Annotated in this window: 23 protein-coding genes and 2 pseudogenes; 15 read left to right on the top strand and 10 right to left on the bottom strand. The window is 71.8% G+C overall.

Annotated features, from left to right (window positions below):
- Positions 1–109: 109 nt before the first annotated feature.
- Together CF165_RS37010 and CF165_RS37005 are read left to right on the top strand one after the other, a co-directional pair.
- Positions 110–635: pseudogene (locus tag CF165_RS37010) on the top strand (dual-specificity RNA methyltransferase RlmN); the annotation flags it as partial.
- A gap of 33 nt (positions 636–668) precedes the next feature.
- Positions 669–943 (top strand): annotated as a pseudogene (locus CF165_RS37005) (hypothetical protein).
- A 10-nt stretch (positions 944–953) separates the two neighbouring features.
- On the opposite strand, the gene CF165_RS37000 reads toward CF165_RS37005, so the two are convergent.
- From CF165_RS37000 to CF165_RS36975, 6 genes are read right to left on the bottom strand one after another with little or no spacing between them, the layout of a single operon-like run.
- Positions 954–1,745, bottom strand: a complete 792-nt coding sequence (locus tag CF165_RS37000; protein ID WP_093952245.1) for a creatininase family protein — start codon at positions 1,743–1,745, stop codon at positions 954–956.
- A 10-nt stretch (positions 1,746–1,755) separates the two neighbouring features.
- Positions 1,756–3,090, bottom strand: a complete 1,335-nt coding sequence (locus CF165_RS36995; RefSeq protein ID WP_093952244.1) for an FAD-binding oxidoreductase — start codon at positions 3,088–3,090, stop codon at positions 1,756–1,758.
- A gap of 11 nt (positions 3,091–3,101) precedes the next feature.
- A complete protein-coding gene (locus CF165_RS36990; protein ID WP_093952243.1) occupies positions 3,102–4,292 on the bottom strand; it encodes a nitrate ABC transporter substrate-binding protein in 1,191 nt (396 codons plus the stop codon).
- 29 nt (positions 4,293–4,321) lie between these two features.
- Positions 4,322–5,191, bottom strand: a complete 870-nt coding sequence (locus CF165_RS36985; RefSeq protein ID WP_093952242.1) for an ABC transporter permease — start codon at positions 5,189–5,191, stop codon at positions 4,322–4,324.
- Positions 5,191–5,958, bottom strand: a complete 768-nt coding sequence (locus CF165_RS36980; protein WP_093952241.1) for an ABC transporter ATP-binding protein — start codon at positions 5,956–5,958, stop codon at positions 5,191–5,193. Before CF165_RS36980 ends, CF165_RS36985 begins: the two co-directional genes overlap by 1 nt.
- A gap of 11 nt (positions 5,959–5,969) precedes the next feature.
- Entirely contained in the window at positions 5,970–7,235 is a 1,266-nt protein-coding gene (locus tag CF165_RS36975) for an amidohydrolase family protein (RefSeq protein ID WP_093952240.1), read from the bottom strand.
- Positions 7,236–7,390: 155 nt separating this feature from the next.
- Here CF165_RS36975 and CF165_RS36970 point away from each other — a divergent pair, with 155 nt between their 5' ends.
- From CF165_RS36970 to CF165_RS36955, 4 genes are all read left to right on the top strand, one after another.
- Positions 7,391–7,996: a helix-turn-helix domain-containing protein gene (locus CF165_RS36970; protein ID WP_240521954.1), complete on the top strand. Its 606-nt coding sequence runs from the start codon at positions 7,391–7,393 to the stop codon at positions 7,994–7,996.
- Positions 7,993–8,925 (top strand): PDR/VanB family oxidoreductase, encoded by a 933-nt coding sequence (locus CF165_RS36965; protein WP_093952239.1) that lies wholly within the window; start codon positions 7,993–7,995, stop codon positions 8,923–8,925. Before CF165_RS36970 ends, CF165_RS36965 begins: the two co-directional genes overlap by 4 nt.
- 7 nt (positions 8,926–8,932) lie before the next feature.
- Entirely contained in the window at positions 8,933–10,240 is a 1,308-nt protein-coding gene (locus CF165_RS36960) for an amidohydrolase family protein (RefSeq protein WP_093952238.1), read from the top strand.
- 190 nt (positions 10,241–10,430) lie between these two features.
- On the top strand, positions 10,431–11,321 hold the full coding sequence (locus CF165_RS36955; RefSeq protein WP_093952237.1) for a hypothetical protein: 891 nt from the start codon (positions 10,431–10,433) through the stop codon (positions 11,319–11,321).
- Between the two features lie 56 nt (positions 11,322–11,377).
- Here the strand turns inward: CF165_RS36955 and CF165_RS36950 are convergent, their stop codons facing one another.
- Positions 11,378–11,944 carry a helix-turn-helix domain-containing protein gene (locus CF165_RS36950; protein ID WP_167441677.1) on the bottom strand — a complete coding sequence of 189 codons (567 nt, stop codon included), beginning with the start codon at positions 11,942–11,944 and terminating at the stop codon, positions 11,378–11,380.
- 135 nt (positions 11,945–12,079) lie between these two features.
- Entirely contained in the window at positions 12,080–12,499 is a 420-nt protein-coding gene (locus CF165_RS36945) for a YybH family protein (RefSeq protein WP_093952235.1), read from the bottom strand.
- A 73-nt stretch (positions 12,500–12,572) separates the two neighbouring features.
- Between CF165_RS36945 and CF165_RS36940 the strand changes: the two genes are divergently transcribed.
- The 8 genes from CF165_RS36940 (at position 12,573) to CF165_RS36905 (ending at position 20,087) form a co-directional block, all read left to right on the top strand.
- Positions 12,573–13,538 carry a sigma-70 family RNA polymerase sigma factor gene (locus CF165_RS36940; protein WP_093952234.1) on the top strand — a complete coding sequence of 322 codons (966 nt, stop codon included), beginning with the start codon at positions 12,573–12,575 and terminating at the stop codon, positions 13,536–13,538.
- A 62-nt stretch (positions 13,539–13,600) separates the two neighbouring features.
- Positions 13,601–14,299, top strand: a complete 699-nt coding sequence (locus tag CF165_RS36935; RefSeq protein WP_093952233.1) for a response regulator transcription factor — start codon at positions 13,601–13,603, stop codon at positions 14,297–14,299.
- Positions 14,292–16,025, top strand: coding sequence for a sensor histidine kinase (locus CF165_RS36930; RefSeq protein ID WP_167441676.1), 1,734 nt, complete (start codon positions 14,292–14,294; stop codon positions 16,023–16,025). The genes CF165_RS36935 and CF165_RS36930 overlap by 8 nt, the downstream gene beginning before the upstream one ends.
- Positions 16,026–16,072: 47 nt before the next feature.
- Entirely contained in the window at positions 16,073–16,657 is a 585-nt protein-coding gene (locus CF165_RS36925; RefSeq protein ID WP_093952231.1) for a hypothetical protein, read from the top strand.
- Positions 16,654–17,706 carry a peptidoglycan-binding protein gene (locus CF165_RS36920; protein WP_093952230.1) on the top strand — a complete coding sequence of 351 codons (1,053 nt, stop codon included), beginning with the start codon at positions 16,654–16,656 and terminating at the stop codon, positions 17,704–17,706. Before CF165_RS36925 ends, CF165_RS36920 begins: the two co-directional genes overlap by 4 nt.
- A complete protein-coding gene (locus CF165_RS36915; protein WP_093952229.1) occupies positions 17,703–18,395 on the top strand; it encodes an ABC transporter ATP-binding protein in 693 nt (230 codons plus the stop codon). Before CF165_RS36920 ends, CF165_RS36915 begins: the two co-directional genes overlap by 4 nt.
- A complete protein-coding gene (locus CF165_RS36910; RefSeq protein ID WP_093952228.1) occupies positions 18,392–19,588 on the top strand; it encodes an ABC transporter permease in 1,197 nt (398 codons plus the stop codon). Before CF165_RS36915 ends, CF165_RS36910 begins: the two co-directional genes overlap by 4 nt.
- A gap of 169 nt (positions 19,589–19,757) precedes the next feature.
- Positions 19,758–20,087, top strand: coding sequence for a hypothetical protein (locus CF165_RS36905; RefSeq protein WP_143268730.1), 330 nt, complete (start codon positions 19,758–19,760; stop codon positions 20,085–20,087).
- 14 nt (positions 20,088–20,101) lie between these two features.
- On the opposite strand, the gene CF165_RS36900 is transcribed toward CF165_RS36905, so the two are convergent.
- The gene (locus tag CF165_RS36900; protein WP_093952226.1) at positions 20,102–22,327 is read right to left on the bottom strand and encodes a molybdopterin-containing oxidoreductase family protein; all 2,226 of its coding nucleotides are present in this window, start codon (positions 22,325–22,327) and stop codon (positions 20,102–20,104) included.
- 138 nt (positions 22,328–22,465) lie between these two features.
- Here CF165_RS36900 and CF165_RS36895 point away from each other — a divergent pair, with 138 nt between their 5' ends.
- Positions 22,466–23,917, top strand: coding sequence for a hypothetical protein (locus CF165_RS36895; protein WP_093952225.1), 1,452 nt, complete (start codon positions 22,466–22,468; stop codon positions 23,915–23,917).
- Between the two features lie 2 nt (positions 23,918–23,919).
- Here CF165_RS36895 and CF165_RS36890 read toward each other — a convergent pair whose 3' ends face one another.
- Positions 23,920–24,354, bottom strand: coding sequence for a MerR family transcriptional regulator (locus CF165_RS36890; RefSeq protein WP_093952224.1), 435 nt, complete (start codon positions 24,352–24,354; stop codon positions 23,920–23,922).
- Positions 24,355–24,374: the final 20 nt, after the last annotated feature.

Below are 24,374 nucleotides of genomic sequence, written 5' to 3'. Positions count from 1 at the left end.
AGAGATTGCCGCTCGGGCTGGCGTGCCCTGGGCCGAGGGTAGATGGCGGACCGAGCGCATCAGTGCTGGTAGAGGTGTTGTAAATGGGTGGGGATCGGTGAACCTTTAGGCTGTTCGTCGGATTACGGACCCTGCACCGGGCGGTCTGGGGATCGGGCAGCGGTCGGTGACGGTGTCGACGGTGGGTCTGGCTCCGGCGATCCGCAAGCTGGCGGACGAGAAGATGCAGGTTCGCCTGGCGGTTTCGCTGCACACGCCGGACGACGAGCTGCGGAACACGCTGGTGCCGGTGAACGAGCGCTGGTCGGTGGACGAGGTCCTCTCCGCTGCCCGGTACTACGCCGACACCTCCGGCCGCCGAGTCTCGATCGAGTACGCCCTGATCCGGGACATCAACGACCAGCCGTTGCGGGCCGAGTTGCTCGCGAAGCGGCTGCGCAAGCGCCTTGACAGCTGGTGTACGTGAACGTCATTCCGCTGAACCCGACGTCGGGTAGTAAGTGGGATGCGTTGCCGAAGCCGGTGGAGCGGGAGTTCGTGCGCCTGGTGAACGCCGGCGGGTCGCGTGCACCGTGGGGGACACCCAGGGCCAGGACATCGCCGCGGCCTGTGGCCAGCTGGCCGCTGAAGGCTGAGTTGTTCGCTTCGATGATGGAGAGTTTGTCGTGATGTATGCCCCCAGCCTGTTGGATCCGGCTGCGGAGGAGCTTCGGCTCGCGGACGTGGTCGGCCGCGGCGCCACCGAAGTGGTTCTCGAGAAGCCCGGACGTTGCTGGGTGAGCGGTTCAGCTCGGTGACGTTCATGTACGTCCTGATGCGGGCGTTCGAGGTGGAGTACGCGGCTGCATGCGACGCGGCCCGATGGCACGAGTTCCACGGTGGCCCGCGGGCGTTGTCGGACGCGGATCTGGAGAAGCTGCTGGCTCCCTGGCTCGACCGCTGACCCAACGCGGTCAGCCGGTGGCTGCCGCCGGGTTGTGCTCGAAGCGGGCGATCTCGAGTAGGGACTCGACCGCCTGGTGCACCGACGCCTCCCAGAGCACCTCGCCGTAGGCGGGTGTCGCCTGTGTGGGATCTCCGACGACACCCGGGGTGCCGAAGTCGTTCGACAGCCAGCCGAAGCTCACCGGGCGCCCGTTGAACCCGATGTGGCGGAAGTCCGCCAGGTGCTCGGGCACCCAGCGCTCGGTCCGCGAGAGGTCCACGAGGTCGGGGCGCAGGTGCAGGACGAGAGAGGTCTCCGCGGCGCCGCCGTGGATGCCGAGGTCGCGCTCGTCGAGTCCTTCGCCCGCGGGCGGGTCCGTGCGGGCGAGCGAGGGCATGAGGAACGTCTTGAGCCCGAAGCGTTTGCGGATCTCCCGCAGCGCCACTTGCAGGAGCGCGACGTTGCCCCCGTGCCCGTTGACGAACACGAGTGTCCCGGCCCCCATGAGCTCCACCGCCCGCCCGATTTCGACGACGGTGCGGAACAGGGTCTCGGTGTCGAGCCAGACCGTGCCGGGTGCCCAGCTGTGCTCGTCCGATTTCGTGTAGGTGAGCGTCGGGAGCTGCCAGACGTCGACACCCGCGGAAGCGGCGCGCTCGACGGCGGCGTCGGCGACTGCTTCCGCGATCAGGGCGTCGGTGCTGAGCGGCAGGTGCGGCCCGTGGTGCTCGATCGCGCCCGTGGGGAGGACCACGATCGATTCCTTGCCGATCCGGTCCGCGAGCGACGGACCCGCGAGTTCCGTGATGGTGCGGTTCATCCGGTCCCGTTCAGATCTTGGCTTGCGCGGGCAGGGTGACGGCGAGCTCGGGCACGCCGAGGTGGCCGGGGTTGAGCAGCCCGTCCGGGTCGGTGCGCTGTTTGAGCGCGAGGAGCTCTTCGACTCCGTGGTCGACGTAGTACTGGTGCGGGCTGTGGACCCGCACGCCGAGTTCGACGAGCTTCGCGTACCCCGCGTAGACGTCCGCCGCGCCCGTGTACTCCGCGGTGAGCATCCCGATGGGGAAGCGATGTGCGGCCTCGATGTGCAGCATGCCGCCGGGGTACACGGCCTCGACCTCGTGGATGCGGTCGATCAGCGCCTCACCACCGACTTCGACGTGGAAGTACTCCCGTCCGGGGCTGTTCTTCTTGAGCCACCAGATGGGGTGGTTGTACGAGAGCATCGAAACCTTGATCGTCTGCTGGGCCCCCTCGCGCACGTCTTCGACCGAGCCGCCGGCGGCGGAGATGAGCGACGACGCCTCGTCGAGCGCCACCGCGTCGACGATCGCGCGCAGGCTCGCGCGCCCGGCGGGGATCGCGGGGTCCTCGGGGAGCCGTTCCGCCACCGCGGCCCGGTCCGCGCTCACGAGCCGGGGCGGCGGGTCGAGCGCGCGGAGTGTCCGTACCGCGCCGAGCGCCTCCTCGAAGGCAGGGAAGCTCGCGTAGATGGCACGCCAGTCCTGGGCCGGTTCGAGCCGGACCGTCGCGCGGGCGATCACTCCCGCGGTGCCGTAGGTGTGCACGAAGGGCCGCGCGTCTTCGCCCTCGACGTGGGCGAGGACCGGCTCGGGGCCCGGGAGTGCGACGTCGAGCGCGACGACGAAGCCTTCCCAGTTCGTGCCGTGCGCGATCGACCCCGTGCCGCCCGAGCCCCCGGAGAGGAAACCGCCCAGGGTCGACTGCGCGGTCGACGGGTACATCCAGAGCTGCTGGCCGCTCGCGTCGGCCGTCCGTTCCAGGAGCGCCATGGAGGCGCCGGCTTCGGCCGTGATGACGCCGTCGCCCACCTCGACGACGGCGCGGGCGCGCGTCGTGTCGAGGACCAGGCCGCCGTGCAGCGGGATGCCCTGCCCGTAGTTGCCGGTGCCCTTGCCGCGGGCCGTGACGGGGACGCGGTGGCGGGTCGCGGCGGCCACGACCGCCGCGATCTGCTCCGCGTCCGCCGGGTAGGCCACGAGGTCGGCGAGGCCGAGCGGGAGCTGCTCGGTGAGGATGGGGCTCATCGTGGCCTCGTCGACCGAGGCGCGCTCACGGGTCTTGGGGTCGGCGCTCACGCCGCGCTCGCCGAGCAGCTCGACGAGTTCGGCACGCAGCGCCTCGATGCTCTCAGTGCTGGTCATGGCGCTCCTGTTCACCAGCCGAAGCCGATTTTCGGGTCGAGGAACTGGTTCGTGACGAGGTCGGTGGCGGTGAGCCCGTCCTTGACGTGCCCGCCCGACTTGCCGAAGATCGGCGCCGCCGTCTTGATGAGGTCGGAGACGCGCTTGTCGTCCATCGCGCCGACGTGCCCGTTCCCGGCGTCGGTCGCGATCTTGAGGTCCTTCATCTGGGCCACGGCGGCCTTGCCCACCGCGGCGTCGTACGTCCAGCCGTTGTTGTAGGCCTGCACCAGCTTGACGATGAGGTCGTTCGTCGCCGCCGGGTTCTTCACGAAGTCGACGTCGGCCTGCTGCATGACGGGCACGAGCTTCTTGAGGCACGGCGAGAGCGAGGCCAGGTCGGCGGTGCGGACGGACATCGTCTCGGGGTACGGGGACCAGCCGGTGTCCGCGACGAGCTGGAACTTGAGCGGCTTGCCCCACGCGGCGATTTCGTTTTGGTAGACGTACGGTTCAGCGGTCGCGAAGCCCTGCTGCGCGTCCTTGCCCTTGGCGGTCACGAACTTCGCCGGGGCGCCGTCGTAGCTCCCGTCGAGAACGCCGGCCGGCAGGTAGCCCGCTCCGGTGAGGTAGGACATGTACGCGGCGCCGTTGAAGTAGCGGACGACGCCGCCGTTCGCCTGGAGCCGGGTGCCGAGGTCCTTGATCGTGGTGACGTCCGGGTAGGTCTTCGGGTCCCACATGATCATCATCGGCGACTTGTCGTTCTCGGCGAACACCGCGGTGGTCGGCATGTCCCCGGAGAACTGGATGGCCTCGTCGGTGGAGACGTAGCCGAGGGTGATCGACTTGTCCTGGTTCATCTGGGCTGAGACCTTCGAAAAGCCGATCGCCGGCCCGCCGGCGCGGACCTGGAGCTTGACGCCGGTCGGCCTGCCGTTGGCGTAGAGGTCGCTCGTCACGGACTTCTGACTGGCGTCGATCGCGGGGTTGGGGCCGAGCAGCTGGTAGACGTGCCCGTGGTCGGCCTCGGGATTCCAGTCGGTCTGGACGACGACGGTGGCCGGGCACACCCCGGCGAGGTCGATGGCGGGCCCGGTCGGGGTGGGCGCCGCGGGCGCTGCGCCGGCGTCGGCCGAACCGCTCCCGCCGCAGGCGGTGAGGGCGACGGCGAGAGTCGCGACGGACAGGGTGACGGCGGCAGTGCGGGGTCGGGTGCGCATGGGGCTCCGTTTCGGGGGGTGCGGGGAGATCAGGTGAAGTCGAACCAGCGGCCGACCGCGAGCCGGCCGATGAGTCCGAAGGCGAGGAAGACGGCGATGCCGTAGAGCGAGGCGATGATGATCGTCGCGTAGAGCTCGGGCCCCATCAGGCGTGATGCCGTGACCTGGATGAGGACGCCGAGGCCGGGCTCGCCGCGCTGGAAGAACTGGTCGCCCACGATCGCGCCGATCACGGACAGGCCCGCCGACGTGCGGAGGCCGACGAAGATCGAGGGGAGGGCGGCCGGGATCTGCAGCTTGAGGAGCCGGGTCAGCCGGCCGGCGCCTTGGAGTGCGAAGAGCTCGCGTTGCGCGCGGTCCGTGGAGTGCAGGCCGAAGAGCGTGTTGGAGACCATGGGGAACAGCGCGATCATGACGGTGACGATCACGCGGGAGAGGAAGGCGTAGCCGAACAGCGCTCCGATGAGCGGCACGAGCGCGAGGATCGGCACGCACTGGAGCACGACGGCGTACGGATACAGCGCCTTCTCGAGGCCCTTGGCCTGGGCCATGACGGTGGCCCACAGGACTCCGAGGACGATCGCGGCGCCGAGACCGACGAGCGAAACGACCGTCGTGCGGCCGAGTGCGGCCCACAGGTCCGCGTTGAACCCGGTCGGAGCGCCGTCGGGGCGGGTGTCGTTGAGGATCGCCGTAAGCACGAGGTGCGGGTACGGCACGAGGTAAGGCGACTCGACCTTCTTGTCGTAATACGCCGCCACCGCGTACCACACCCCGATGAAGACGCCGAAGGCCACGAGCGGCTGCCACCACGACGCCGGTTTGCGGATGCGCCGCGGCACCCACGCGGAGCGTGCCACGGTGGTGCGGCGGGCCGCGGTTTCCTGGAGCGTGGGCATCAGCGGTGCCCCTTCCTGAGCGCGTGCGAGACGTCGCCGACGAGCTCGGCGAACTCCGGGGTGAAGCGGATGTCGGGATCCCGCGGCATCGGGAACGGCACGTCGAACCGCGCGACGATCGAGCCCGGCCGGCCGGACATGACGACGACCTTGGTCGAGAGGTAGACGGCCTCGGAGACCGAGTGCGTGACGAACAGCCCCGCGAAGCGCTGCTCGGCGAACAGCCGCAGGAGCTCGTCGTTGAGGCGTTCGCGCGTGATTTCGTCGAGCGCCCCGAACGGCTCGTCGAACAGGAACAGTTCGGGGTCGAGCGTGAGGGACCGCGCGAGCGAGACGCGCATCTTCATGCCGCCCGAGAGCTGTTTCGGAAGGTGCTTCTCGAATCCGTCGAGGCCGACGAGACCGATCGCGGCGGCTGCCTTCGCGACCCGGTCCGCCTTGGCCGCCCGGTTGAGCTCGGCGAGGAGTTCGACGTTGCCCTGCACCGACCGCCACGGAAGGAGCGTCGCGTCCTGGAAGACGTAGCCGATGCGGCTCGTGCTCACGTCGGTCGTGCCACCCGAAGCCGATTCGAGGCCCGACGCGATGCGCAGCAACGTCGACTTGCCGCATCCGCTCGGGCCCACGATCGAGACGAATTCGCCGCGGTCCACGGTGAGGTCGACGCCGCCGAGGGCCGCCGTCCCGTCGGGGAAGACGAGGTCGACGTCGCGGAAGTCCAGCAGGGTCGAGCGGATGGCCGGCTCGGCCGCGGTCGTGGTGGACATGGCAAATCCCTTCAGGAAACGGGGACGGGCAGGGGAGCTACGGACAGGGCCGGGAGCTCGCAGCGTGCCTCGGTGATCGCGACGACGCGGCCGCGGTGGATGACGATGCGGTCGGCGGGTGCGGTGGCGATCGCGTCGACGAGGTTCACGGCCCGGATGGCGAGGAAGTCGGCCGGGGCGCCGACCGCCGTCCCCGCGGCGGGCAGTCCCATGACGGATCGCGCCCCGGTGCTCACGAGCCCGTAGGCCTCTTCCGGTGGGAGATGGCCCGCCGTGACGAGAAGCGACGCGGTTTCGAGCGCGTCGCCGCGGCCCACCGGGTTGAACGGATCGCGCACGTTGTCCGCCCCGGCGCCGAGGCGGACGCCCGCGTCGAGCAGCTCGCGCAACGGCGCCAGACCGCGCGGCGTCGAAACGGGGTGCTCCCATCCCTGGAGGTAGAGATTCGTGATGGGCAGGGTGACGATGCCGAGGCCCGCGGCCTTGACGTCCGCGATGATCGCGTCCCGGCGCGCGGCTTCCAGCGTGCCGAGCCGCACGCAGTGGCCTGCCGTACGCGGGCGGTCGCCCGGCCAGTCGCGCACCGCGCGGGCATAGGCGTCGAGGGTGACGGGGCCGGCGAGGTTCTCGTCGGTGTGGAGGTCGGCGCCGATCCCGCGCCGTTCCGCGATCGCCAGCAGCCGCGCGAGATCGGCCGCGGGGTCGGGAGCGAGGTGCGGAGCGCCGCCGACGAGTTCGATCCCGGCGTCCAGGACCGCTTCCAGGTGGTGGTCGGGGCAGTGCGGCCCGGCGAGCGCCACGAGCTGGATGTCCATGAGGCCCGCGAGTTCCGCCCGGACCTGCACGAGGGCACGGGCTGCGCGCGTCACGTCTTCGAGGCCCGCACCGCCGTCTTCGAGGACGTCGACATGGGAACGGATCGCCGTGGTCCCCGCGGCGAGCATCGCGAGGGCCTGCGCCCGGGCGCGCTCGACGATCGACTCGACGCTCATGGCCGACGCGTGCGACCGCCACGCGTCGATCGCGGAGCCGAGGTCACCGAGCTTCGGGTTGGCGGCGTCGAAACTCCGGGCCTTGTCGAGATGCGCGTGGGGCTCGGCCGGGGCGGGAAGCAGCAGCCGGCCACGCAAATCCAGCGTCGGCCCGAGAGTGTCGGCCGTGCCCGCGGTGGTGATCGCACTGACCACGCCCGAGGCGAACGAGACGTCCACGACGCGCCCGTCGGGCAGCTGCGCGTTGCGCACCGCGGCGAGCGGGCGGGGCAGCGGGTCCGTCATGCGTTTCTCCGGGGTCGGTGTTGCGGAACTGCTGGGATGGTGCGAATGTTGACCGCATCAACATTCGCTGACGGTACGGAGCCGAGATTTCCGATGGGTAAAGTCCCGTGTTCTTTGTGTTGCCCTTGCGGCCCGGCGGTGCGGTGGCGGTCACCGTGAAGGAAGCCGATCACGCGTCTTCACGCGTCGTCGACGAGCAGGCCGAGCGGGTCGGCACGCGCATCCGCGAGCTGCGCCGGTCCCGCGGTCTCACGCTCGTCCAGCTCGCGGCGCGCACGGGACTTTCGCACCCGTTCCTCAGCCAGCTGGAGCGAGGACACACCCGGCCGAGCATGGTTTCGCTCGACCGCATCGCGAAGGCCCTCGGCACGACCCAGGTCGAGCTGATCGCCGCCGGTGCCCCGGGCTTGCCGGACACCGACAGCGGGAGAGCCGACGTGCTGCGCGCCGGCGAGGGCGCCCGCAACCAGTTCCCCCACGGCGAGGTCAGGCTGCTCGCGCGCGGCAGGCGGGCGTTCGACCCGATCGAGTGGACCGGGACGACCACCGAGTTCGGTGACTACTTCCGCCACCCCGAGGACGAATTCGTCCACGTCGTGGGCGGGGCGCTCCTGCTGGACCTCGAGAAGGACGGGACGGTCCGGCTCGACACGGGCGACTCCGTCTACTACCCGGGCGGCACGGCCCACCGCTGGTGCTCGCCCGACGGCTCGCGGTTCCACCTCGTCGTGGTGAAGCAGAAGCTCCTGGAGGACGCGTGATCGACCTCGTCGTGCTCGCGAAGACCCCGGCCGCGGACGGCGTCGTCGTCCTGGACCTCGCGGCCACCCACGGCGGCCGCCTGCCCGCGTGGCGGCCCGGAGCGCACATCGACCTCGTGCTCCCGACGGCGGACGAGCGCCAGTACTCGCTCTGCGGACCCTTGGCCGCGGGCACCTGGCGGATCGCCGTGCGGCGGGCCGAGGCGGGCCGCGGGGGATCGGCGTATGTCCACGATGTCCTCGAGACCGGGACGTCGCTGCGGGCCCGCGGGCCGGTCAGCCACTTCGAGTTCCGTCCGGGGGTTCCCGCGCTCTTCGTCGCCGGCGGCATCGGGATCACCCCGATCCTGCCCATGATCGAGTCGGCCGAGGCCAGCGGCACGCCGTGGCGGCTGGTGTACGCGGGCCGGACCCGGGCGTCGATGGCGTTCGCCGACGACCTGGAACGCCGTCACCCCGGGAAGGTCGAGCTGAGGGTGAGCGCTGAAGGCGCCCGGCTCGATCCCGACCGGCTGCTGGGTGTTCCCGCGGCGGGAACCGTTGTCTATTGCTGCGGGCCCGCGGGGCTCATGGACGCCGTCGAAGCGGCGATGCGGGCGTGGCCGCGAGGCTCCCTGCAAGTTGAGCGGTTCGCGCCGAAGACGCTCCCAGCGCAGGTCGATGCCGCATTCGAGGTGGAACTCGCCCTGTCCGGCGAGATCCTTCCGGTGCCGGCGGGAAAGTCCATTTTGGACGTCGCCGAGGACGCCGGGGTGCTCGTGCTCTCCTCGTGCCGTGAGGGCACGTGCGGGACGTGCGAGACTGCGGTCCTCGACGGCGCCGCCGAGCACCGGGACTCGATCCTCAGCGAAGACGAGCAGGCCGCCGGCCGCACCATGATGATCTGCGTCTCGCGTTCGCGCGGCGGCAAACTCGTCCTGGATCTGTGACCGGCCCATGCTCACGATCCGGGACGCTGAGCGCATTCTCGCCAATTCGTCCACAGAGGACCGTGGTGATCTCGCGCTCGACCTCGTTATCGAAAACGGGTCCCCGCACGAGACGGTGCTCGACGCCGCCGGATGCGTTGTCACGCCGGGGCTCGTGAACGCCCACCACCACCTCCTGCAGAGCGCGTTCCGCACCCTGCCCGGAACGCGGGGGGTGCCGATGGCCGAGTGGCTGCCCGCGATGGCCGCCGCCTACGGGAGAGTGGGCCACGACCCGGAGTCCTACGCCGTCGCCGCCTCGGTGGGCGCGGCCGAAAGCCTCCTGTGCGGCGTCACGACCATCGCGGACCACCATCTGAACTGGCCGCACGGCGCCCCGATCGCGGACACCGTCGCCCTCGCGAGGGCGACGGCCGAGGCCGTCCGGTCCCTCGGCGCCCGGCTCGTCTTCGTGCGCGGCTCGGCACGGGACGATCCGGAGTGGGCGGGCGAGTCCGCCGAGGCCATCGTGACCGCGCTCGTTCCCGGCGACACCGGCGGAGTCTCCCCGGATGGCATGCTCCAGGTCGCGGTCGGCCCCGCCGGGGTCCATTCCGACGCGCGGGAGACGTTCGCGGCCCTCGGCGCGGTCGCGGCCCGCCACGGCCTGCGCCGCCGGACCCAGGCCAACGAGCAGGTCGACACCGCGATCGCCCTCGCGCGCTACGGGCGCAGGCCACTGGAGCTCCTCGGCGAATGGGGGTGGCTGGAGCCCGACGTCACCGTGGCCCACCTGTGTGACGTCACGCCAGGAGAGATCCGCCTGCTCGCGCAGGCGGGCGTGACCGCGACGCACGCGCCGGGGTGCGACGTGCCCATGGGGTGGGGTGTCGCGCCGGTCGCCGCGCTGATCGAGGCGGGCGTCGTCGTCGGCCTGGGCACGAGCGGCGGGGGCAGCAACGACGCCGGGCACCTGCTCGCCGATGCCCGGCTCGCCCTCCAGGTCTCGGGCCTCGTGGGGCCGCAGCTTCCCGCGCGCACCGTGCTCGGGATGGCCACGGCGGGTTCCGCCGCGGGGCTGGGACGACCCGAGCTCGGGCAGCTGGGTGCCGGGTCGGCGGGTGACTTGTGCGTGTGGGACGTCTCCGGCGTCGCCGACGCGGGCGTCCACGATCCCGTGGCGGGACTCCTGTGGGCTTCGCCCGGGCGGCGGCCGAAACACGTGGTCGTCGGAGGGCAGGTCGTCGTGCGGGACTACCGGCTGGTCGCGGCCGACGAGGCGGAACTCGTCGCCCGCCTGCGCGAACGACTCTCTCGCACGCCGCCCACAAGCTGACTTCCCGGCTGCCCGCAGGCGTCATCGTGGTGCCAATGGGTTGCGAAGCCGGCCGGGTTCTGCCCGTGAGGACAGGACGGGCCGTACTTTCGGGCAACGCTGGGGTCCGGCGGCACCCATGAACAACCTGATTCCGTTTCCGGCGTCTTCGGAGACAAAGCTTCAACAAAGGCTTCTGGAGGGGCGCGAGATGGAATTCACCGCGAAGAAGACAATCAAAATGGCCATGGTGGCCGGGGCGTTCACCATCACCGCTCTGCTTTCCGCGTGCAGCGGAAACAGCGTCGCGGGCAATGGTTCTCCGGTGAAAAACGAGACGGCGACGGCGGCCGTGGAGCAAGCGCCGGAAGGCGGCGGCCAGGGGGCTGCCACCGGGGGTTCCGGCGCCGCGGGGTCCGGCGCCGCGTCGAACGGCGACGTCAATTGCAGCCGGCACGGCGGCCAGGTCGGCGCACCCGGGCGGCCGCGGATGGACCTGATCGCGGTGGCCGCCACCGACGGCACGACGCCGGGCTGCACCGAGGCGTTCAACGTGATCACCGAGTACTACCGGAAGCTGCCGCAGGCCGAAGGGCCGGGCGAGCGGGTCCTCGACATCCGGGGGAACTGGACCTGCGCCCGTCAGGCGGACGCCGCGGGCAGCCAGGGTGCGGTGGTCTGTGGCGTGCCCGACAACTCCCTGCAGCTGGAGACCAGGCCCTCGGCCGGCGCCGGCACGGCGCCGGTCCGCAAGTTCCCGAACACCACCCAGGACGTGCAGTTCACCGGGTACGACGCCGGGGTGCAGATGGTCCGCTTCCAGCTGGTCGTCCGCCAGGAGGGCGGTCCGGACAACAGCCACTACGTGCCGCTCGACGGCAAGACCTACCGGCTTCCGCTGCAGAAGGGCGGCAAGGTGTTCAGCGCGGCCAGCCTGTGCCCGGGCGAATCGGTCACCATCGACGACCAGGGCTACGGCAACGGGCCGTGCGGCCAGAACCAGCTGCTCCAGAAGCTGAAGGACGGCAGCTCGATCCTCGCGCACATCAGCGTGAACGGCGACGACCAGATCACCACGGTCAAGGAGATCTACCACCCCTGATCCGGGGAAATCGAAAACCGGCAGCCGGGAATTCACCCGGCTGCCGGTTTTCGCGGTCAGCCCGGGAATGGTCCGCTCACCCGCAATTGTTCACTCCGGCGACTGCCTGCTCGATCGTGGGCGGCTTGTACCGCGGCGGCGATCGGTTCGAGGCCCGCGACCAGCTCGTCAAGCTCGTCCGCGCCTAGCACGGCGTATGCCGGTGCCGCCAATTCGTCGGTGAGGGCCTCGATCCGCTCGCTGGTCTCCCGGCCGGCGTCGGTGAACCCGCCGGTGGCGTCCACGAGGCCGCGGAGCGCCCGGCCTTCGGTCGGCGCGCTGACCGCCGCTCGGGTGGCGAGGTCGGCGACCCGCGGCAGCCCGGGGGAGTCGGCGAGCTTTCCGATCCTCTGCCGCAGCGCGGTGGCGCTGCCCCGCTCGCGCACGGCGATCGCCTCCTCCGGGGTGGTCTTCCCCCAGACCCACGGGAGGTGGCGCGCCACCTCGGCCGGTGCCTGCCCCAGCGGCGCGGCCCGGCCCGCGAAGTATCCGTCCCGGTAGTTGCGCATGCCGAGGACCAGGAACGCCTCGGTCGCCACCGCGGAGAAGGCGACGGTGGCGATCGGCTCGACGAGCTCGAACATGCGGTGGATCCTGGCCTGTGGGTGCGGCATCGGCCGGCCTCTCCGGTGGTCGTGATCGCGCCCCGCGTGGGCGGCCTCTCACCCCGGGCGTCGAACGAAGCCGGCCGGATTCGACAGTGGCCGGCCAGTTCTTCTTCATCGTGACTCCGGCGGGGGCGCCGGGGTCGTGTCGGTGAAGGAGTGGTGCTCGTGCACCACGCTCCAGCGGCCCTCGGTCTTGCGCAGGCCGACAGTGAGCCGGAGCCGCTGCTCGGGGTCCCGGGCGAAGTCGGCCGGCGTGCCGCAGCGCAGCAGGCCGTAGGCGAAGGCGACGTCGGTCCCGGCCACGACGTCGAGTGATTCGAGGTCGAACACCGCACCGCCGGCCTGCCAGGCGAAGAACCCCGGCCAGCTGTCCCGGTAGGCCTCGAGTCCGCGCAGCCCCCGATAGGGCGGCGGCACATCGAACATCACGATTTCAGGGGCGTGATCCGCCAGCACGCCGTCAAGGTCGCCCTCGTGCGCGGCGCTCGCCCAGGCCTGGATCAGGGTTCGGATCTGCTGTTCGTCGGTCATCGGGTTCTCCTCGGAGGATGAGTTCACCGGGTGGAACCCGGGCCGGGCGACAAACTCATCGCGGCGGGCCAGGATGGCCGGTGTGAACGCACCGGCCGAGTTCCTCGACGCTGCCAGGTCGGGCGACGCGGCCGCGTTCGAGCGACTGGTCGGCCCGTACCGTGACGAGCTGCTGGCGCACTGCTACCGGATGCTGGGTTCGCGGCACGACGCCGAGGATGTGCTCCAGGACGCGCTGGTCCGGGCTTGGCGTGGCATCGGCGGGCTGGACGAGCGCGGGTTCGTCCGGGCCTGGCTGTACAAGATCGCGACCAACCGCTGCCTGACCGCCCTGGAACGGCTCGGCCGCCGCGAACTGCCCTTCGACGTGCACCCGGGAACCCCCGGTGCCGAAGTCAGCTGGCTCGAACCCTGCCCCGATCCCTCACCCGAGGCGAGCTATCTCGCCCGGGAGGCCGTCGGACTCGCATTCGTCGCCGCCCTGCAGCACCTGTCCGCTTTGCAGCGGGCCGTGCTCCTCCTCCGCGAAGTGCTCGGCTTCTCCGCCGCCGAAGTCGCCGAGCTGCTGGAAACTTCCACCGCTTCGGTGAACAGCGCGCTGCAGCGGGCCCGCAAGACCATCGACACCACCCGCGTCAGCCGGCAGAGCGTGCAGCACGAACTCGGGCCGGACGCGGTCAACGAGATCGCCGGCCGGTGGATCGATGCCTGGCAGGCCGGCGACGTCGACGCGATCGTCGCCATGCTGGCCGACGACGCCCGCTTCTCGATGCCGCCACTGCCCGAGTGGTACCGCGGCGCCGACGCCATCCGCGCGTTCCTGGTCGACGGTCCGCTGCGGTCGCGCTGGCGATTCCTGCCGACGTCGGCCAACGGCCAGCTCGCCTTCGGCACCTACCTGTGGGACGACGCCGCCGGCGCCTACCTGCCGGGCGGCCTCGACGTGCTCACCATCCACAATGGACGAGTGAGCGAGATCGTGTCGTTCCTGACCGCCGCACTCACCGACTTCGGCCTGCCCGCCGATTTGCCCGCTTGACTCTGCTGGTTCCAGCGGGCGGTGGCCGTCCGAAGCTCCCGAAGCCGGGGCATGATGGGCTCGTGTGTGCCTATGTGCTGGTGGCCGAGGATGATCCCAAACAGGCCGAGCTGGTCCGCCGCTACCTGAGCCACGAACGGCATACCGTGCTGGTGGTGTCCGACGGGCGGTCGGCGATCGACGAGGTCCGCCGGCGGCAGCCGGACCTGCTCGTGCTCGACGTGATGATGCCCGGGGTGGACGGGCTGGACGTCTGCCGCGTGCTGCGGCGCGAGTACGACCTGCCGGTGCTGATGGTGACCGCCAGGGCCGGTGCCGAGGACAAGCTGCACGGCTTCGACCTGGGCGCCGACGACTACCTCACCAAGCCCTACGACCCGCGGGAGCTCATGGCCAGGGTGCGGGCGCTGCTGCGGCGGGCCCGGCCCGCGACCGGGACCGCTGCCCCGCCGTTGCGGGTGGGCGATCTGGCGCTGGACGTGCTGCGGCACGAGGTGCGGATCGGTGACCGGCTCGTGGCGTGCACCCCGGCCGAGTTCCGGATCCTCGCGACCCTCACGGCCGCGCCCGGCCAGGTGTTCAGCCGGGCCCAGCTGCTGGAACACGCCTACGGCCTGGACGGGTTCATCACCGAACGGACCATCGACGTGCACGTGCGGAACCTGCGGAAGAAGATCGAAGCCGACCCCGCCGACCCCCGGTACCTGCGGACCGTCTACGGCATCGGGTACAAGGTCGTCGACGGCCGTGCCGGTGACTGAGCCGCGTCGCCGCGGGCTGCGCCTGCGGCTGCTCGCCGGGACGACGCTGGTCGCGGTGTGCTCGATCGGCGCCACCGCGTGGCTGTCCGTGCAGAGCACCACCGGCACGTTGCGGGCCGCGCAGGGGCAGAACCAGGCGAGCGTCGCCCGGATCTACGACGGCGTGCTGGGCTACGGCGCGACCCACCCCAGCTGGACGGGCGTCGCGCCGGTCCTCGCCGAGCTGAGCAGGCAGACCGGGCTGCGGATCGGGCTCACCACCGGCAACCGGGTGCCCATCGCCGGCGCGTTCGGGCCGGACGACCCGCCGCTGCCCGCGCAGCCGTCCGCCGTGGCCGACCCCCTGGCGGTCGACGTCACGCTGGCGCCGAAGACCCCCGACGACCGCATCGACCCGCGGGCCGTCGGACCGTTCCGGCTGCTGCCGGAGGAACGGGACGCCGTGCGGGCGGCCGTCGAGAAACAGGGGGCGTGCCTGACCGCGGACGGGCTGCCCGCCGAGATCGCCGTGTCCGAGAGCGGCCGGTCCTACCTCCGGGCCGCCCAGGGCAGTCGCTGTCCCGCGGACGCGGCCGGGCTGACCGTGACCGAGAAGCGCGCACTGCAGATCCTCGACGACTACCTGGGCAAATGCTTGAGGGACCGGGGGAAGCGGCCATACGGCGTGGTCCTGACCCCGGACGGCGGGTTCCAGCCTGCCGACGCGGGCACCGACCGGCAGGTGTTCTTCGACTGCCTCGGCGTGAGCAGGCGGATCCTGCTCACGTCGTACGTCGCGCCGGCGGCCCTGCTGTTCGTCAGCGCGCCGCCGGACGCCCCGACCGTGGTCGGGCTGCCCGCCGCCGGAGCGGTGCGGATCTTCGCGGCGGCGCTGGTGATCCTCGTGCTGACGGTCGGGGTGAGCATCCTGCTCGCGGGGCGCGTGCTCCGGCCGTTGCGGGTCCTGACCGCCGCGACCCAGCGGATGCGGGCCGGGGACTCCGCGGCCCGGGCCGAGGTGTCGGCGCGCTGGGAGATCGCGGAGCTGGCCGAGGCGTTCAACCAGATGTCCGAACACCTGGCGCGCACCGAAAAGCAGCGCAAGGACCTGGTCAGCGACGTCTCGCACGAGCTGCGCACGCCGCTGGGCACCATCCGCGGCTGGCTCGTCGCCGCGCAGGACGGCGTCGCGGACCTGGACCCGGCGCTGGTGGAGTCCCTGCTGGAGGAGACGCTCGTGCTCCAGCAGCTGGTCGACGACCTGCAGGAACTGGCGTCCGCGGACGCGGGCGAGTTCCGCCTGCAGCCGGAACCGGTCGACGCCGGCGAACTGCTCCGGCAGATCGCCGCGGCGCACCCGAGGGATCTGGTCGTGGAGACCTCCGGGGTGCTGCAGCTGACGGCCGATCCGGTCCGGCTCCGGCAGGCCGTGGGCAACCTGGTGGTCAACGCGATCGCGCACACGCCGCCGGACGGGCGGATCGTCCTGCGGGGCCTGCGGGCGGGCGACGAGGTGGTGCTGCAGGTCAGCGACACCGGATCGGGCATCGCCCCGGAAGACCTGCCGCACGTGTTCGACCGGTTCTGGCGGGCGGACCGCTCCCGCAGCCGTGCCACCGGCGGCCGCGGCCTGGGGCTCGCCATCGTCAAGCACCTCGTCGAGGCGCACGGCGGGACCGTCACGGTGACCAGTGCCGTCGGCGCGGGAACGACGTTCACCATCCGGCTGCCGGGAGAAGGAACCTGAACGACGTCACAACAGGTTCTTCACATTTCCCGAGCATTCTCTGCGGCATGAACCCCCTGCGGTACCTCGCCGTGATCACCGCTGTCGTGATCGCCGGCGGTTGCTCGACACCACCGCCGCCCGAGCAGAAGGTGGCCACCCTCCAGACCTCCCAGGCTGCCGCGGCGCCGCCGTCGTCGACGGCGAACGGGAGCACCGAGGCGGCGCGGCCGCGGGAACGGCTGGACATGACGCCGGAAGAGAGCGACCAGCTCTACGAGACCTACAACCGATGCCTGGGCGAGAACGGCCTGCCCGGGAAGGGAGCGGGTTCGGGGACGGGAGTCGCCGCGCCTGCTCGGCCGGACCCCGCGAAGGAGGCCGCGGCCGAGGCGGCCTGCGTGAGCAAGAAGCCGTTGCCGCCGTGGGAGTACGACACCGCCAACCCGCAGGCCGCGGACTTCCTCCACAAGATGGTGCTGTGCCTGCGCGCCAAGGGCGTGCGGCTGGTCGAGGAGTCGCCGGTGAAGCCGGGCGACGACCGGACCGCGATCGAGTTCGGCGGCAAGAACAACGACCCGGACTCGATCTCCAAGGGCCTCGACCTGACTCCGCGGTGCGAGAAGGAGCTGTCTTCCGGCGGGGGCCGATGAAGAGGTGGCTGGTGCCCGCGCTGGCCGTGCTGCTGGTCGTCGGCGCGGGCGGGGTGCTCGTCTACAGCAGGCTCGGTGCGCCGCCGTCCGCGCCACCCCCGGCCGCGCCGGCGGCCGCGGACACGGTGGAGGTCCGCAAGACCGACCTGAGCACGTCCGTCACCGTCAACGGAACCGTCGGTTACGGCCAGCCGGTGACGTTCACCGGCCGCCGGGCGGGCACGCTGACCTGGCTGCCCGCTCCCGGAACGGTGGTCGGGGCGGGCAAGAAACTGTACACAGTGGACGCCAAACCGGTGCCGCTGCTGCTCGGCAGCACGCCGTTGTACCGCAAGCTGGACGTGACCGTGACGCCCGGCCCGGACGTGCGGGAGCTGCTGACCAACCTGCGCTCGTTCGGATACCGCCTCGACGGCAAGGGCGACAAGTTCACCCCGGACACCGAAGCCGCGCTGAAGCGCTGGCAGAAGGCGAACGGCATGGACGAGACCGGCTTCCTCGACGTGGGCGACGCCGTGGTCCTGCCGTCCGCCATCCGGATCGACGCGCTGAAGGCCCAGCCCGGCGCGCCGGCGGCCGCGGAACTGTTCGGCTACACCGGCGTGGGCAAGTCGGTCACCGCCCAGATCGACCCGGCGCAGATCGACGTCGCCGCCGCGAAACCCGGCGCGAAGGTCGCGCTGGTACTGCCGGGCGGAGCGCAGACCACGGGCGCGGTGACCACACTCGCGCCGGCACCCCAGGGCGAGGGCGCGGAAACCGGGACGCCCAAGCAGATCGCGACCATCACCATCGACGATCAGAACGCCGCCGCCGCGGTGGATTCGGGGCAGGTACAGGTGAAGCTCGCCGGCCAGAGCCGGACCGGGGTGCTGGCGGTGCCGGTCACCGCGTTGCTCGCCCTCGGCGAGGGCGGGTACGCCGTGCAGGTCGTCGAACGCGGCGGCACCCGGCTCGTCGCCGTGCGGACGGGGATGTTCGCCGGAGACCTCGTCGAGGTCAGCGGCGCCGGCCTGACCGAAGGCCTGCGCGTGGTGAGAGCTTCATGACCCCGGTGCTGTCCCTGCGCAACGTCAGCAAGGTCTACGCCGGTGACGTGCGCGCGCTCGACGACGTGTCGTTGTCGGTGTGGCAGGGCGAACTGCTGGCCATCGCCGGCCCGTCCGGTTCCGGCAAGTCGACCCTGCTGCACCTGATGGGCACGCTCGACCGGCCGAGCGGCGGCACCCTCGAAGTCGACGGCCAGGACGTCTCGCGGCTGTCCGACCGCGGCCTGTCGGCGCTGCGGGCCCGCCGGATCGGCTTCGTGTTCCAGCAGTTCCACCTTTCCGACGGGTTGTCCGCCGTGGAGAACGTGATGACCGGGATGCTCTACGCGGGGGTGCCCCGGCGCCGTCGCCGCGCCCTGGCCGTCGACGCCCTGACCCGGGTCGGCCTCGGACACCGCACCGGGCACCGTCCCCACGAGCTGTCCGGCGGCGAACGCCAGCGCGTCGCCATCGCCCGCGCACTGGCCCGCGACCCGGCCATCGTGCTCGCGGACGAACCCACCGGCGCCCTCGACACCGCCACCGGCGACACCATCCTCGAACTGCTCCGCTCCCTCAACCAGGCGGGCGCGACCATCGCCGTCATCACTCATGACCGTGAGATCGCGGCCTCGCTGCCCCGCCGGATCGAACTGCGCGACGGCCGCGTCCGCACGGATTCCCGTCGGCTGAGCGGGGTCGTGTCGTGACCGCGCCGGTCCGGCTCGGGCCCCTCGACTTGCTGGCGCTCGGGCTGTCCGGGCTGCGCAGCCGTCCGGTGCGCGCGGTGCTGTCGGCGCTGGGGATCTCGATCGGGATCGCGACGATCATCGTGGTGGCGGGCATCCCCGCGTCGAGCCGGGTCGCCTTGGACCGCAGCCTGTCCGAGCTGGGCACGAACCTGCTGCGGGCCCAGGTGACGATCGACCCGGTGACGCAGCAGCTGCCGCCGGTGCCGGAGGCCGCCGCGACGATGACGGCGCGGATCGGGCCGGTGCAGCTGGCCAGCGCGGTCGCCAACACGCACGCGAGCGTCCGGCGCACCGACCGCATCCCGCCCGAGCAGGGGTCGGGCCTGACCGTGCTCGCGGCGCGGCCCGACCTGCTGCCCGCCATCGGCGGGAAGGTCTCGTCCGGCCGCTACCTCACCGACGGCACGTCGAACCTGCCGGTGGTGGTGCTGGGGGACAAGGCCGCGACCCGGCTCGGCATAACCGAGATCGGCGCGCGGGCCCCGACGGTGTGGATCGGCGACCGCTGGTTCGTGGTGGCCGGCGTCCTCGCGCCCGCTCCGCTCGCCCCGGACGTCGAGCGGTCCGTGCTGGTCGGCTGGGGCGCGGCCCGCCAGTGGCTGGGCTTCGACGGGCACCCGACCACGGTCTTCGTGCGGTCGGCCGAGCCCGAGGTGGAGAACGTCCGCCGGGTCCTGGCGGCCACGCTGTTCCCGGAGAACCCGGCCCGCATCGAGGTCAGCCGTCCCTCGGACGCGCTGGCCGCCAAGCGGATCACCGAGACGGCGTTTTCCGGGCTGTTCCTCGGCCTGGCCGGGGTGGCGCTGCTGGTCGGCGGAGTGGGCGTCGCGAACACGATGGTGATCTCGGTGCTGGAGCGCAAGCGGGAGATCGGGCTGCGCCGGGCGCTGGGCAGCACCCGCGGCCAGATCCGCGGTCAGTTCCTCGCCGAGTCCGTCACGCTGTGCCTGCTCGGCGGCTTCGCGGGTGTGACGCTCGGTGTGCTGGGCGCGAGCGGCTACGCGGTGGTCCAGGGCTGGCCCGCGGTCATCCCGCCGGCCGCGGTGGGGGGTGGTGCCGGCTCCGCGCTCGCGATCGGCGTGCTGGCGGGGCTCTACCCGGCGGTTCGGGCGTCCCGGATGACTCCCACCGAGGCCCTGGCCGCTCCGTGATTCACCGCGGAAGGCGCACTGCCCGGTTGACCGGCTGACACCGGCGCCGTCGGGGGAAAGCGGCAAGATCGGTTTTCCGAAATCCTCGCTGAATGGAGCACCGGCGCCGCGGCCGGGTGCGCACAAATGGTGGCAGACAATTCCCGGTGACGCTGCTAGAACGGTAGTCATGTCGCATCAATTCGCTCGCGTTTCCGTGATCGCCGCGGCGGTCGCCCTGCTGACCGGCGGCTCGGTCGCCGCGGCGGGCCCCGCTCACGCCATCAACGGCCAGGTCCGGCTTTTCATGGCCACCTCGACCGAGTTGTTCGCCAGGAGCGGGATATCCAACTTCCCGCTCGGACCCTTCATCCCGTTTCCGGTGTCGATTTCCCGGGTGGTCGACGGTTCCGCGCAGGTCGTGGCGAGTGGCGTCGGCACCGCGACGTACCGGTGCAACGGCACCGCGATCAACACCTACACCGCGCTCGACCAGGAACTCACGGTGCCCTGCGGCTGAATGCCTCGAAGAACCTAGCCGTTTTCCGGCCTGACTTCGCAAAGCGAGGCACGCAGCGGTGAACTGCCGCTGATCGGGTCGCTCGGGCCCTGGCTCAGCACGAGGTTGAGGTTCGCGCTGCCGTCGCCGATCGCCGGGTAGCCCGGTTGGCCGAGCTCGGACGCCGGCTGCCACCAGCCGTGCTGGCCGCACACCACGTCCGGGTGGAGGTTGCCGTTGAACTTGGCCCGGGCGCGGATGCTTCCCTTGGGCGTTTCCAGCCGCACCCAGTCGCCGGCCGCGATGCCGCGGCCCGCCGCCGTCTCGGGGTGCAGCTCGACCTGGGGGTCGGGTGCGGACTTGCGCAGGCTCGTGACTTCGCGGTGCTGGGTTTCGCAGAAGAACAGCGACTTCGCGCACGTGAGGATCAGCGGGTAGCGGGCCGCCAGGTCCGGCCGGGAGCGCGGGCTGATCGACGGCTCGTCGTACGTCGGCAGGGGCGGGTAGCCCTCCTTGAGCAGCGCCTCGGAATACAGCTCGACCACGCCCGACGGCGTCCGGAAACCCCGTCGTTCGTACTTGCGGTGGACCGTCTCCAGCGGCAGGCGGATCCCCTCCGGAGCGGCCCGCAGCTGCTCGAGGCTGACGCCGCTGGGAACGAGCTGGTACCGCCAGCCCGCCTCGATGTCGCCGCCGAAGAAGTGCTCGCCCAGTCCGAGCGCGACCGCGAGGTCGAAGATGATCCGCAGGTCCGGACGCGCTTCACCGCGTGGGGCGACCAGCGGCCGCCGCAGCTGGACGGTCGCCTGCGCGTCCTGACCGGTCTCGAAGCCGATCCGCAGCGCCTCGGCTTCCCACGCGCTCGTCGCGGGCAGGACGATGTCCGCCTGCTCCGCGGTCGGGCTCATGAACAAGTCCGTGTGGACGAAGAAGTCCAGCGCGCCGAGCCCGTCCCGGCCCCGCGCGCTGTCGCCGTGGGCCATCACCAGGTTGGCGCCGAAGTTGACCAGCGCCCGGGCCCGGTACGGCACGCCGTCCAACGCCGCTTCGTAGAAGTCCTCGCCGGTGACGAACTCGAACCGGGCCGGGCCGAGTGGCCGCTCCCGCACGCCGATGGTCTTGGCCCGCTGCTCGGGCGGAAGCAGCTGTGCCCCGTCGACCGGGTTGGCCGGTACCGGCGTGAACAGGACGTTCCCGCCCGGCACGTCGAGGCATCCCGTCAGCGCGTACAGCTGGCCGATGGCCCGCACGGTCTGGGTCGCGTTGCTGTGCTGTTCGAGCCCGCTCCAGGTGTAGAACGCCACCGGACGCGCTTCCCACAGCAGCTGGGCCACCGCGACGATCCGGTCGGCGGGCACGCCGGTGACCTGCTCGGCCACCTCGGGGGTGAACCTCGCGCACTCCTCGGCGATCAGGTCCCAGACCCGGCGCGTGGGCCCGTCGTCCGGCGGGGTCGCGCCGGGCGCCAGCAGCTCGCCGGTGTCGGCACGGACCGGCCACGACGCGTTGGTCCAGCGCTCGACGAACTCGGTGTCGTACCAGCCGTTCTCGATCATCACGTGCGTGATCGCCAGCGCCAGTGCCGCGTCCGTGCCCGGGCGGACGCGCAGCCAGTGGTCCGCCTTGCTCGCCAGGCCGGCGCGGCGGGGGTCGACCACGACGAGCTTCGCGCCCCGCCGCAGCGCGGCCGTGGTCGCGGTCGCGTGCGCGAGCCGGGACACCGACGGGTTATACCCCCAGTAGAGGACGCAGCCGGCGTTGTCGAGGTCGGGCAGGTAGGCCCCCGGCACCGGCTCGCCCCAGGTGTAGGTGGTCGCCAGGTGCCGGCCCCAGCCGCACAGCTCCATGTAGGTCAGCAGGTTGGGGCTGCCGAAGGCCCGCCGGAGCCGCATCAGCCAGTCGACCGAGTCCGACATGGCCGACGTCGAGGGCGAGGCGGTGCCGAACACCACCGCTTCCGGTCCCGACTCCGCGGCGATCGCCGTCAGCCGCGCGGCGATGGTGGCCAGCGCCTCGTCCCAGCCAAGGCGTTCCCAGCCCGGGTCGGCCGCGCCCTTCGGGTTGGTCCGGCGCAGGGGGTGCAGCAGCCGGTCGGGGTGCGCGACGATCTCCGGCGCCGCCTTGCCCTTGACGCAGATCGCCCCGCCCGTCGGATGGCCCGGCAGGGGACGAAGCGCCAGCAAACGCCCGTCGTCGACCGTCGCGGTGGCGCCGCAGCGGGACACGCACAGCGGGCAGAACGTCGGCACCTCGGTCGTCATCCCGCACCTCCGAACCGTGCCCCTGCTGATGGAATCGCGCTTGGCCCGGCTGCCGTAACAGCCGTCTGCGGGAACCACCTTTTCCGGCGGGCCGGGGCGTTAGGGTGTCGTCGATTCGGCACGAACGGGGGGACCGGCGTGATCGTCCTGGACAACATGACGCTTCAAGGTGCCGGACGGGCGCTCTCCCCGGACGGACCGGGCCCGTGGGACAGCTGGAGCGCGCACCACCGGGTCCTCGGGAAGAACGACTACTCCGCCGCCGACGACCTGCGCCGGGTCGCCGATGTCCTCGCCCTCGCCCAGCTGGTGCAGGCGATCGTCCTCCACGACCGGATCGGCGTCGGCCCCTACGGGATTCCCACCTGGGCGAACGAGTCCGGAGGCGAACCGGAGGTGCCCGCCGGGCTCGACGGCGTCTCCGGGCTGCTGACCCTCCTCGCCGACGGGTACGACCACGCCGGCCTGGCCATCGAGACCCTGCGGTACGCCCAGGACCTCGCGTGCACCGACGCGTTCCGCGGCTACGTCCGCGCGCTGGAGGAGCACCACGCGGTCGGCGCGTACCTGGAGATCAGCAACGGCTACTACTGCACCGGCTTCTCGGACGACCTCCTGTGCTGCGACACGGTGCACCAGGGCATCTACGAGATCGTCGCCGGCGAGCCGGATGAGGGACACGTCCTCTACCGGATCTTGGCGCGCCTCGCGCGGCGGCACGGCCCGCGGCAGACCGGCCGTCTGCTGAAGCAGTTGAGTGAGGCGGCCCGGCACGAGGGGTGGATGCCGGTCAAGAAGGACTTCGCCGTGCATCCGTTCGACCTCACCCGCGTGGCCGGGAAAGACGTCCACGACAAGGCGGTCGCGGGCATCGACCTCATCCGCAACATCGCGGCGGCCTGCTACTACGACCGGCTCGCCGCGTGCGTGGACGCCGCGTACGCACCGCACCCGCTGCGGGCGCCGTTCGTCGAGTACCGGGCTCCGGCCGGGCTGGACCCGGACGCCGTCGTCCGCCGCATGGACGAACGGCGGGCCGAACACGTCGACGAGGCCCGGCGGCGGATCGACGGCGCGTTTCCCGGCGGTGGGCGGGTCGCCGAGGTCAGGCTGCCGCTGTTCCTCGCCGCCGTGCTCGCCGAGTCGGCCGATCCGGAAGACGTCCTGCCGCGGGCCCTCGAGCTCCGCGATTCCCGTCCGGCGCGCCGGCTGCGCGCCTGGTTCGCCGAGACGGGCGAACTGGCCAGGACCGGCGACCTCGGCATCGACGAGCTCGCGACCCGCGCCCGCGACCTGGAGAAGGCGCTCGACGCCGGGTGGCGGCCGGAGCCGGTGGACCGTCGCAAGATCACCATCGGGCTCACCGTCGGACCCGCGACCATCCAGGCGCAGGACGTGTGGCTGCCCTCGCTGCGGCCGCGGCGCGTGCGTGCCTTCCGGCTGCTCTACGACCTGGCGCAGCTCAGCCGCGCCAGTCTCGGTCTCGGCCCGGACCTGGGCCGGGTCCTGGGCCCCGGCGCGGAAGAGGCGTGGCAGCGCCGCGGTGGCGTTCTGGCGGGAATCGAGACGCCGGTTTCGCGGCCGGGCTGAGCTCAGCGCGGTCCGGCCGGCGCCCAGAGGCCGTCCGCGTCGCCCGCTTCCAGGCGGCCGCGGTACACGCCGATCTTGCGGTCGATCAGCGCCAGGTTCTCCTGCAGCTCGGCCAGCCGGGCCAGCACGTCCGCGCGGTGCTCCTCCAGCAGCGCCAGCCGTTCCGGTTCGTTGCCGCGGCCGGCGGCGACCAGGTCCGCGTACCGGCGGATCGTCTTGATCGGCATGCCCGTCGCCCGCAGCTTGGTGCAGATCTTGATCCAGTCCAGGTCCAGCTGCCGGTAGCGGCGCCGTCCGCCGCTGGTGCGGTCGACCTGGGTCACCACCAGGCCCGCTCGTTCGTAGTAGCGCAGCGTGTGCGCGCTGACGCCGGTGCGGCGGGCCGCGTCCGCGATGGTCAGCCCCTCCGCGGGGATCGGCGATTTGACTTCGAGCACGCTCTAAATCCTAGCGTCGG

Source organism: Amycolatopsis vastitatis (assembly GCF_002234595.1).
Classification (GTDB): Bacteria; Actinomycetota; Actinomycetes; order Mycobacteriales; family Pseudonocardiaceae; genus Amycolatopsis; species Amycolatopsis vastitatis.
This window is presented reverse-complemented; position numbering and strand designations above follow the sequence as displayed.

What these genes read in the sequence shown, in the direction of transcription:
- CF165_RS36945 (WP_093952235.1), bottom strand. Translation starts at nt 12,499, where the DNA reads ATGACCGACGAACAGCAGATCCGAACCCTGATCCAGGCCTGGGCGAGC.
- CF165_RS36955 (WP_093952237.1), top strand. Translation starts at nt 10,431, where the DNA reads ATGGAATTCACCGCGAAGAAGACAATCAAAATGGCCATGGTGGCCGGG.
- CF165_RS36905 (WP_143268730.1), top strand. Translation starts at nt 19,758, where the DNA reads ATGTCGCATCAATTCGCTCGCGTTTCCGTGATCGCCGCGGCGGTCGCC.
- CF165_RS36920 (WP_093952230.1), top strand. Translation starts at nt 16,654, where the DNA reads ATGAAGAGGTGGCTGGTGCCCGCGCTGGCCGTGCTGCTGGTCGTCGGC.
- CF165_RS36960 (WP_093952238.1), top strand. Translation starts at nt 8,933, where the DNA reads ATGCTCACGATCCGGGACGCTGAGCGCATTCTCGCCAATTCGTCCACA.
- CF165_RS36980 (WP_093952241.1), bottom strand. Translation starts at nt 5,958, where the DNA reads ATGTCCACCACGACCGCGGCCGAGCCGGCCATCCGCTCGACCCTGCTG.
- CF165_RS36925 (WP_093952231.1), top strand. Translation starts at nt 16,073, where the DNA reads ATGAACCCCCTGCGGTACCTCGCCGTGATCACCGCTGTCGTGATCGCC.
- CF165_RS36990 (WP_093952243.1), bottom strand. Translation starts at nt 4,292, where the DNA reads ATGCGCACCCGACCCCGCACTGCCGCCGTCACCCTGTCCGTCGCGACT.
- CF165_RS36975 (WP_093952240.1), bottom strand. Translation starts at nt 7,235, where the DNA reads ATGACGGACCCGCTGCCCCGCCCGCTCGCCGCGGTGCGCAACGCGCAG.
- CF165_RS36915 (WP_093952229.1), top strand. Translation starts at nt 17,703, where the DNA reads ATGACCCCGGTGCTGTCCCTGCGCAACGTCAGCAAGGTCTACGCCGGT.
- CF165_RS36950 (WP_167441677.1), bottom strand. Translation starts at nt 11,944, where the DNA reads ATGTTCGAGCTCGTCGAGCCGATCGCCACCGTCGCCTTCTCCGCGGTG.
- CF165_RS36985 (WP_093952242.1), bottom strand. Translation starts at nt 5,191, where the DNA reads ATGCCCACGCTCCAGGAAACCGCGGCCCGCCGCACCACCGTGGCACGC.
- CF165_RS36995 (WP_093952244.1), bottom strand. Translation starts at nt 3,090, where the DNA reads ATGACCAGCACTGAGAGCATCGAGGCGCTGCGTGCCGAACTCGTCGAG.
- CF165_RS36940 (WP_093952234.1), top strand. Translation starts at nt 12,573, where the DNA reads ATGGCCGGTGTGAACGCACCGGCCGAGTTCCTCGACGCTGCCAGGTCG.
- CF165_RS36900 (WP_093952226.1), bottom strand. Translation starts at nt 22,327, where the DNA reads ATGACGACCGAGGTGCCGACGTTCTGCCCGCTGTGCGTGTCCCGCTGC.
- CF165_RS37000 (WP_093952245.1), bottom strand. Translation starts at nt 1,745, where the DNA reads ATGAACCGCACCATCACGGAACTCGCGGGTCCGTCGCTCGCGGACCGG.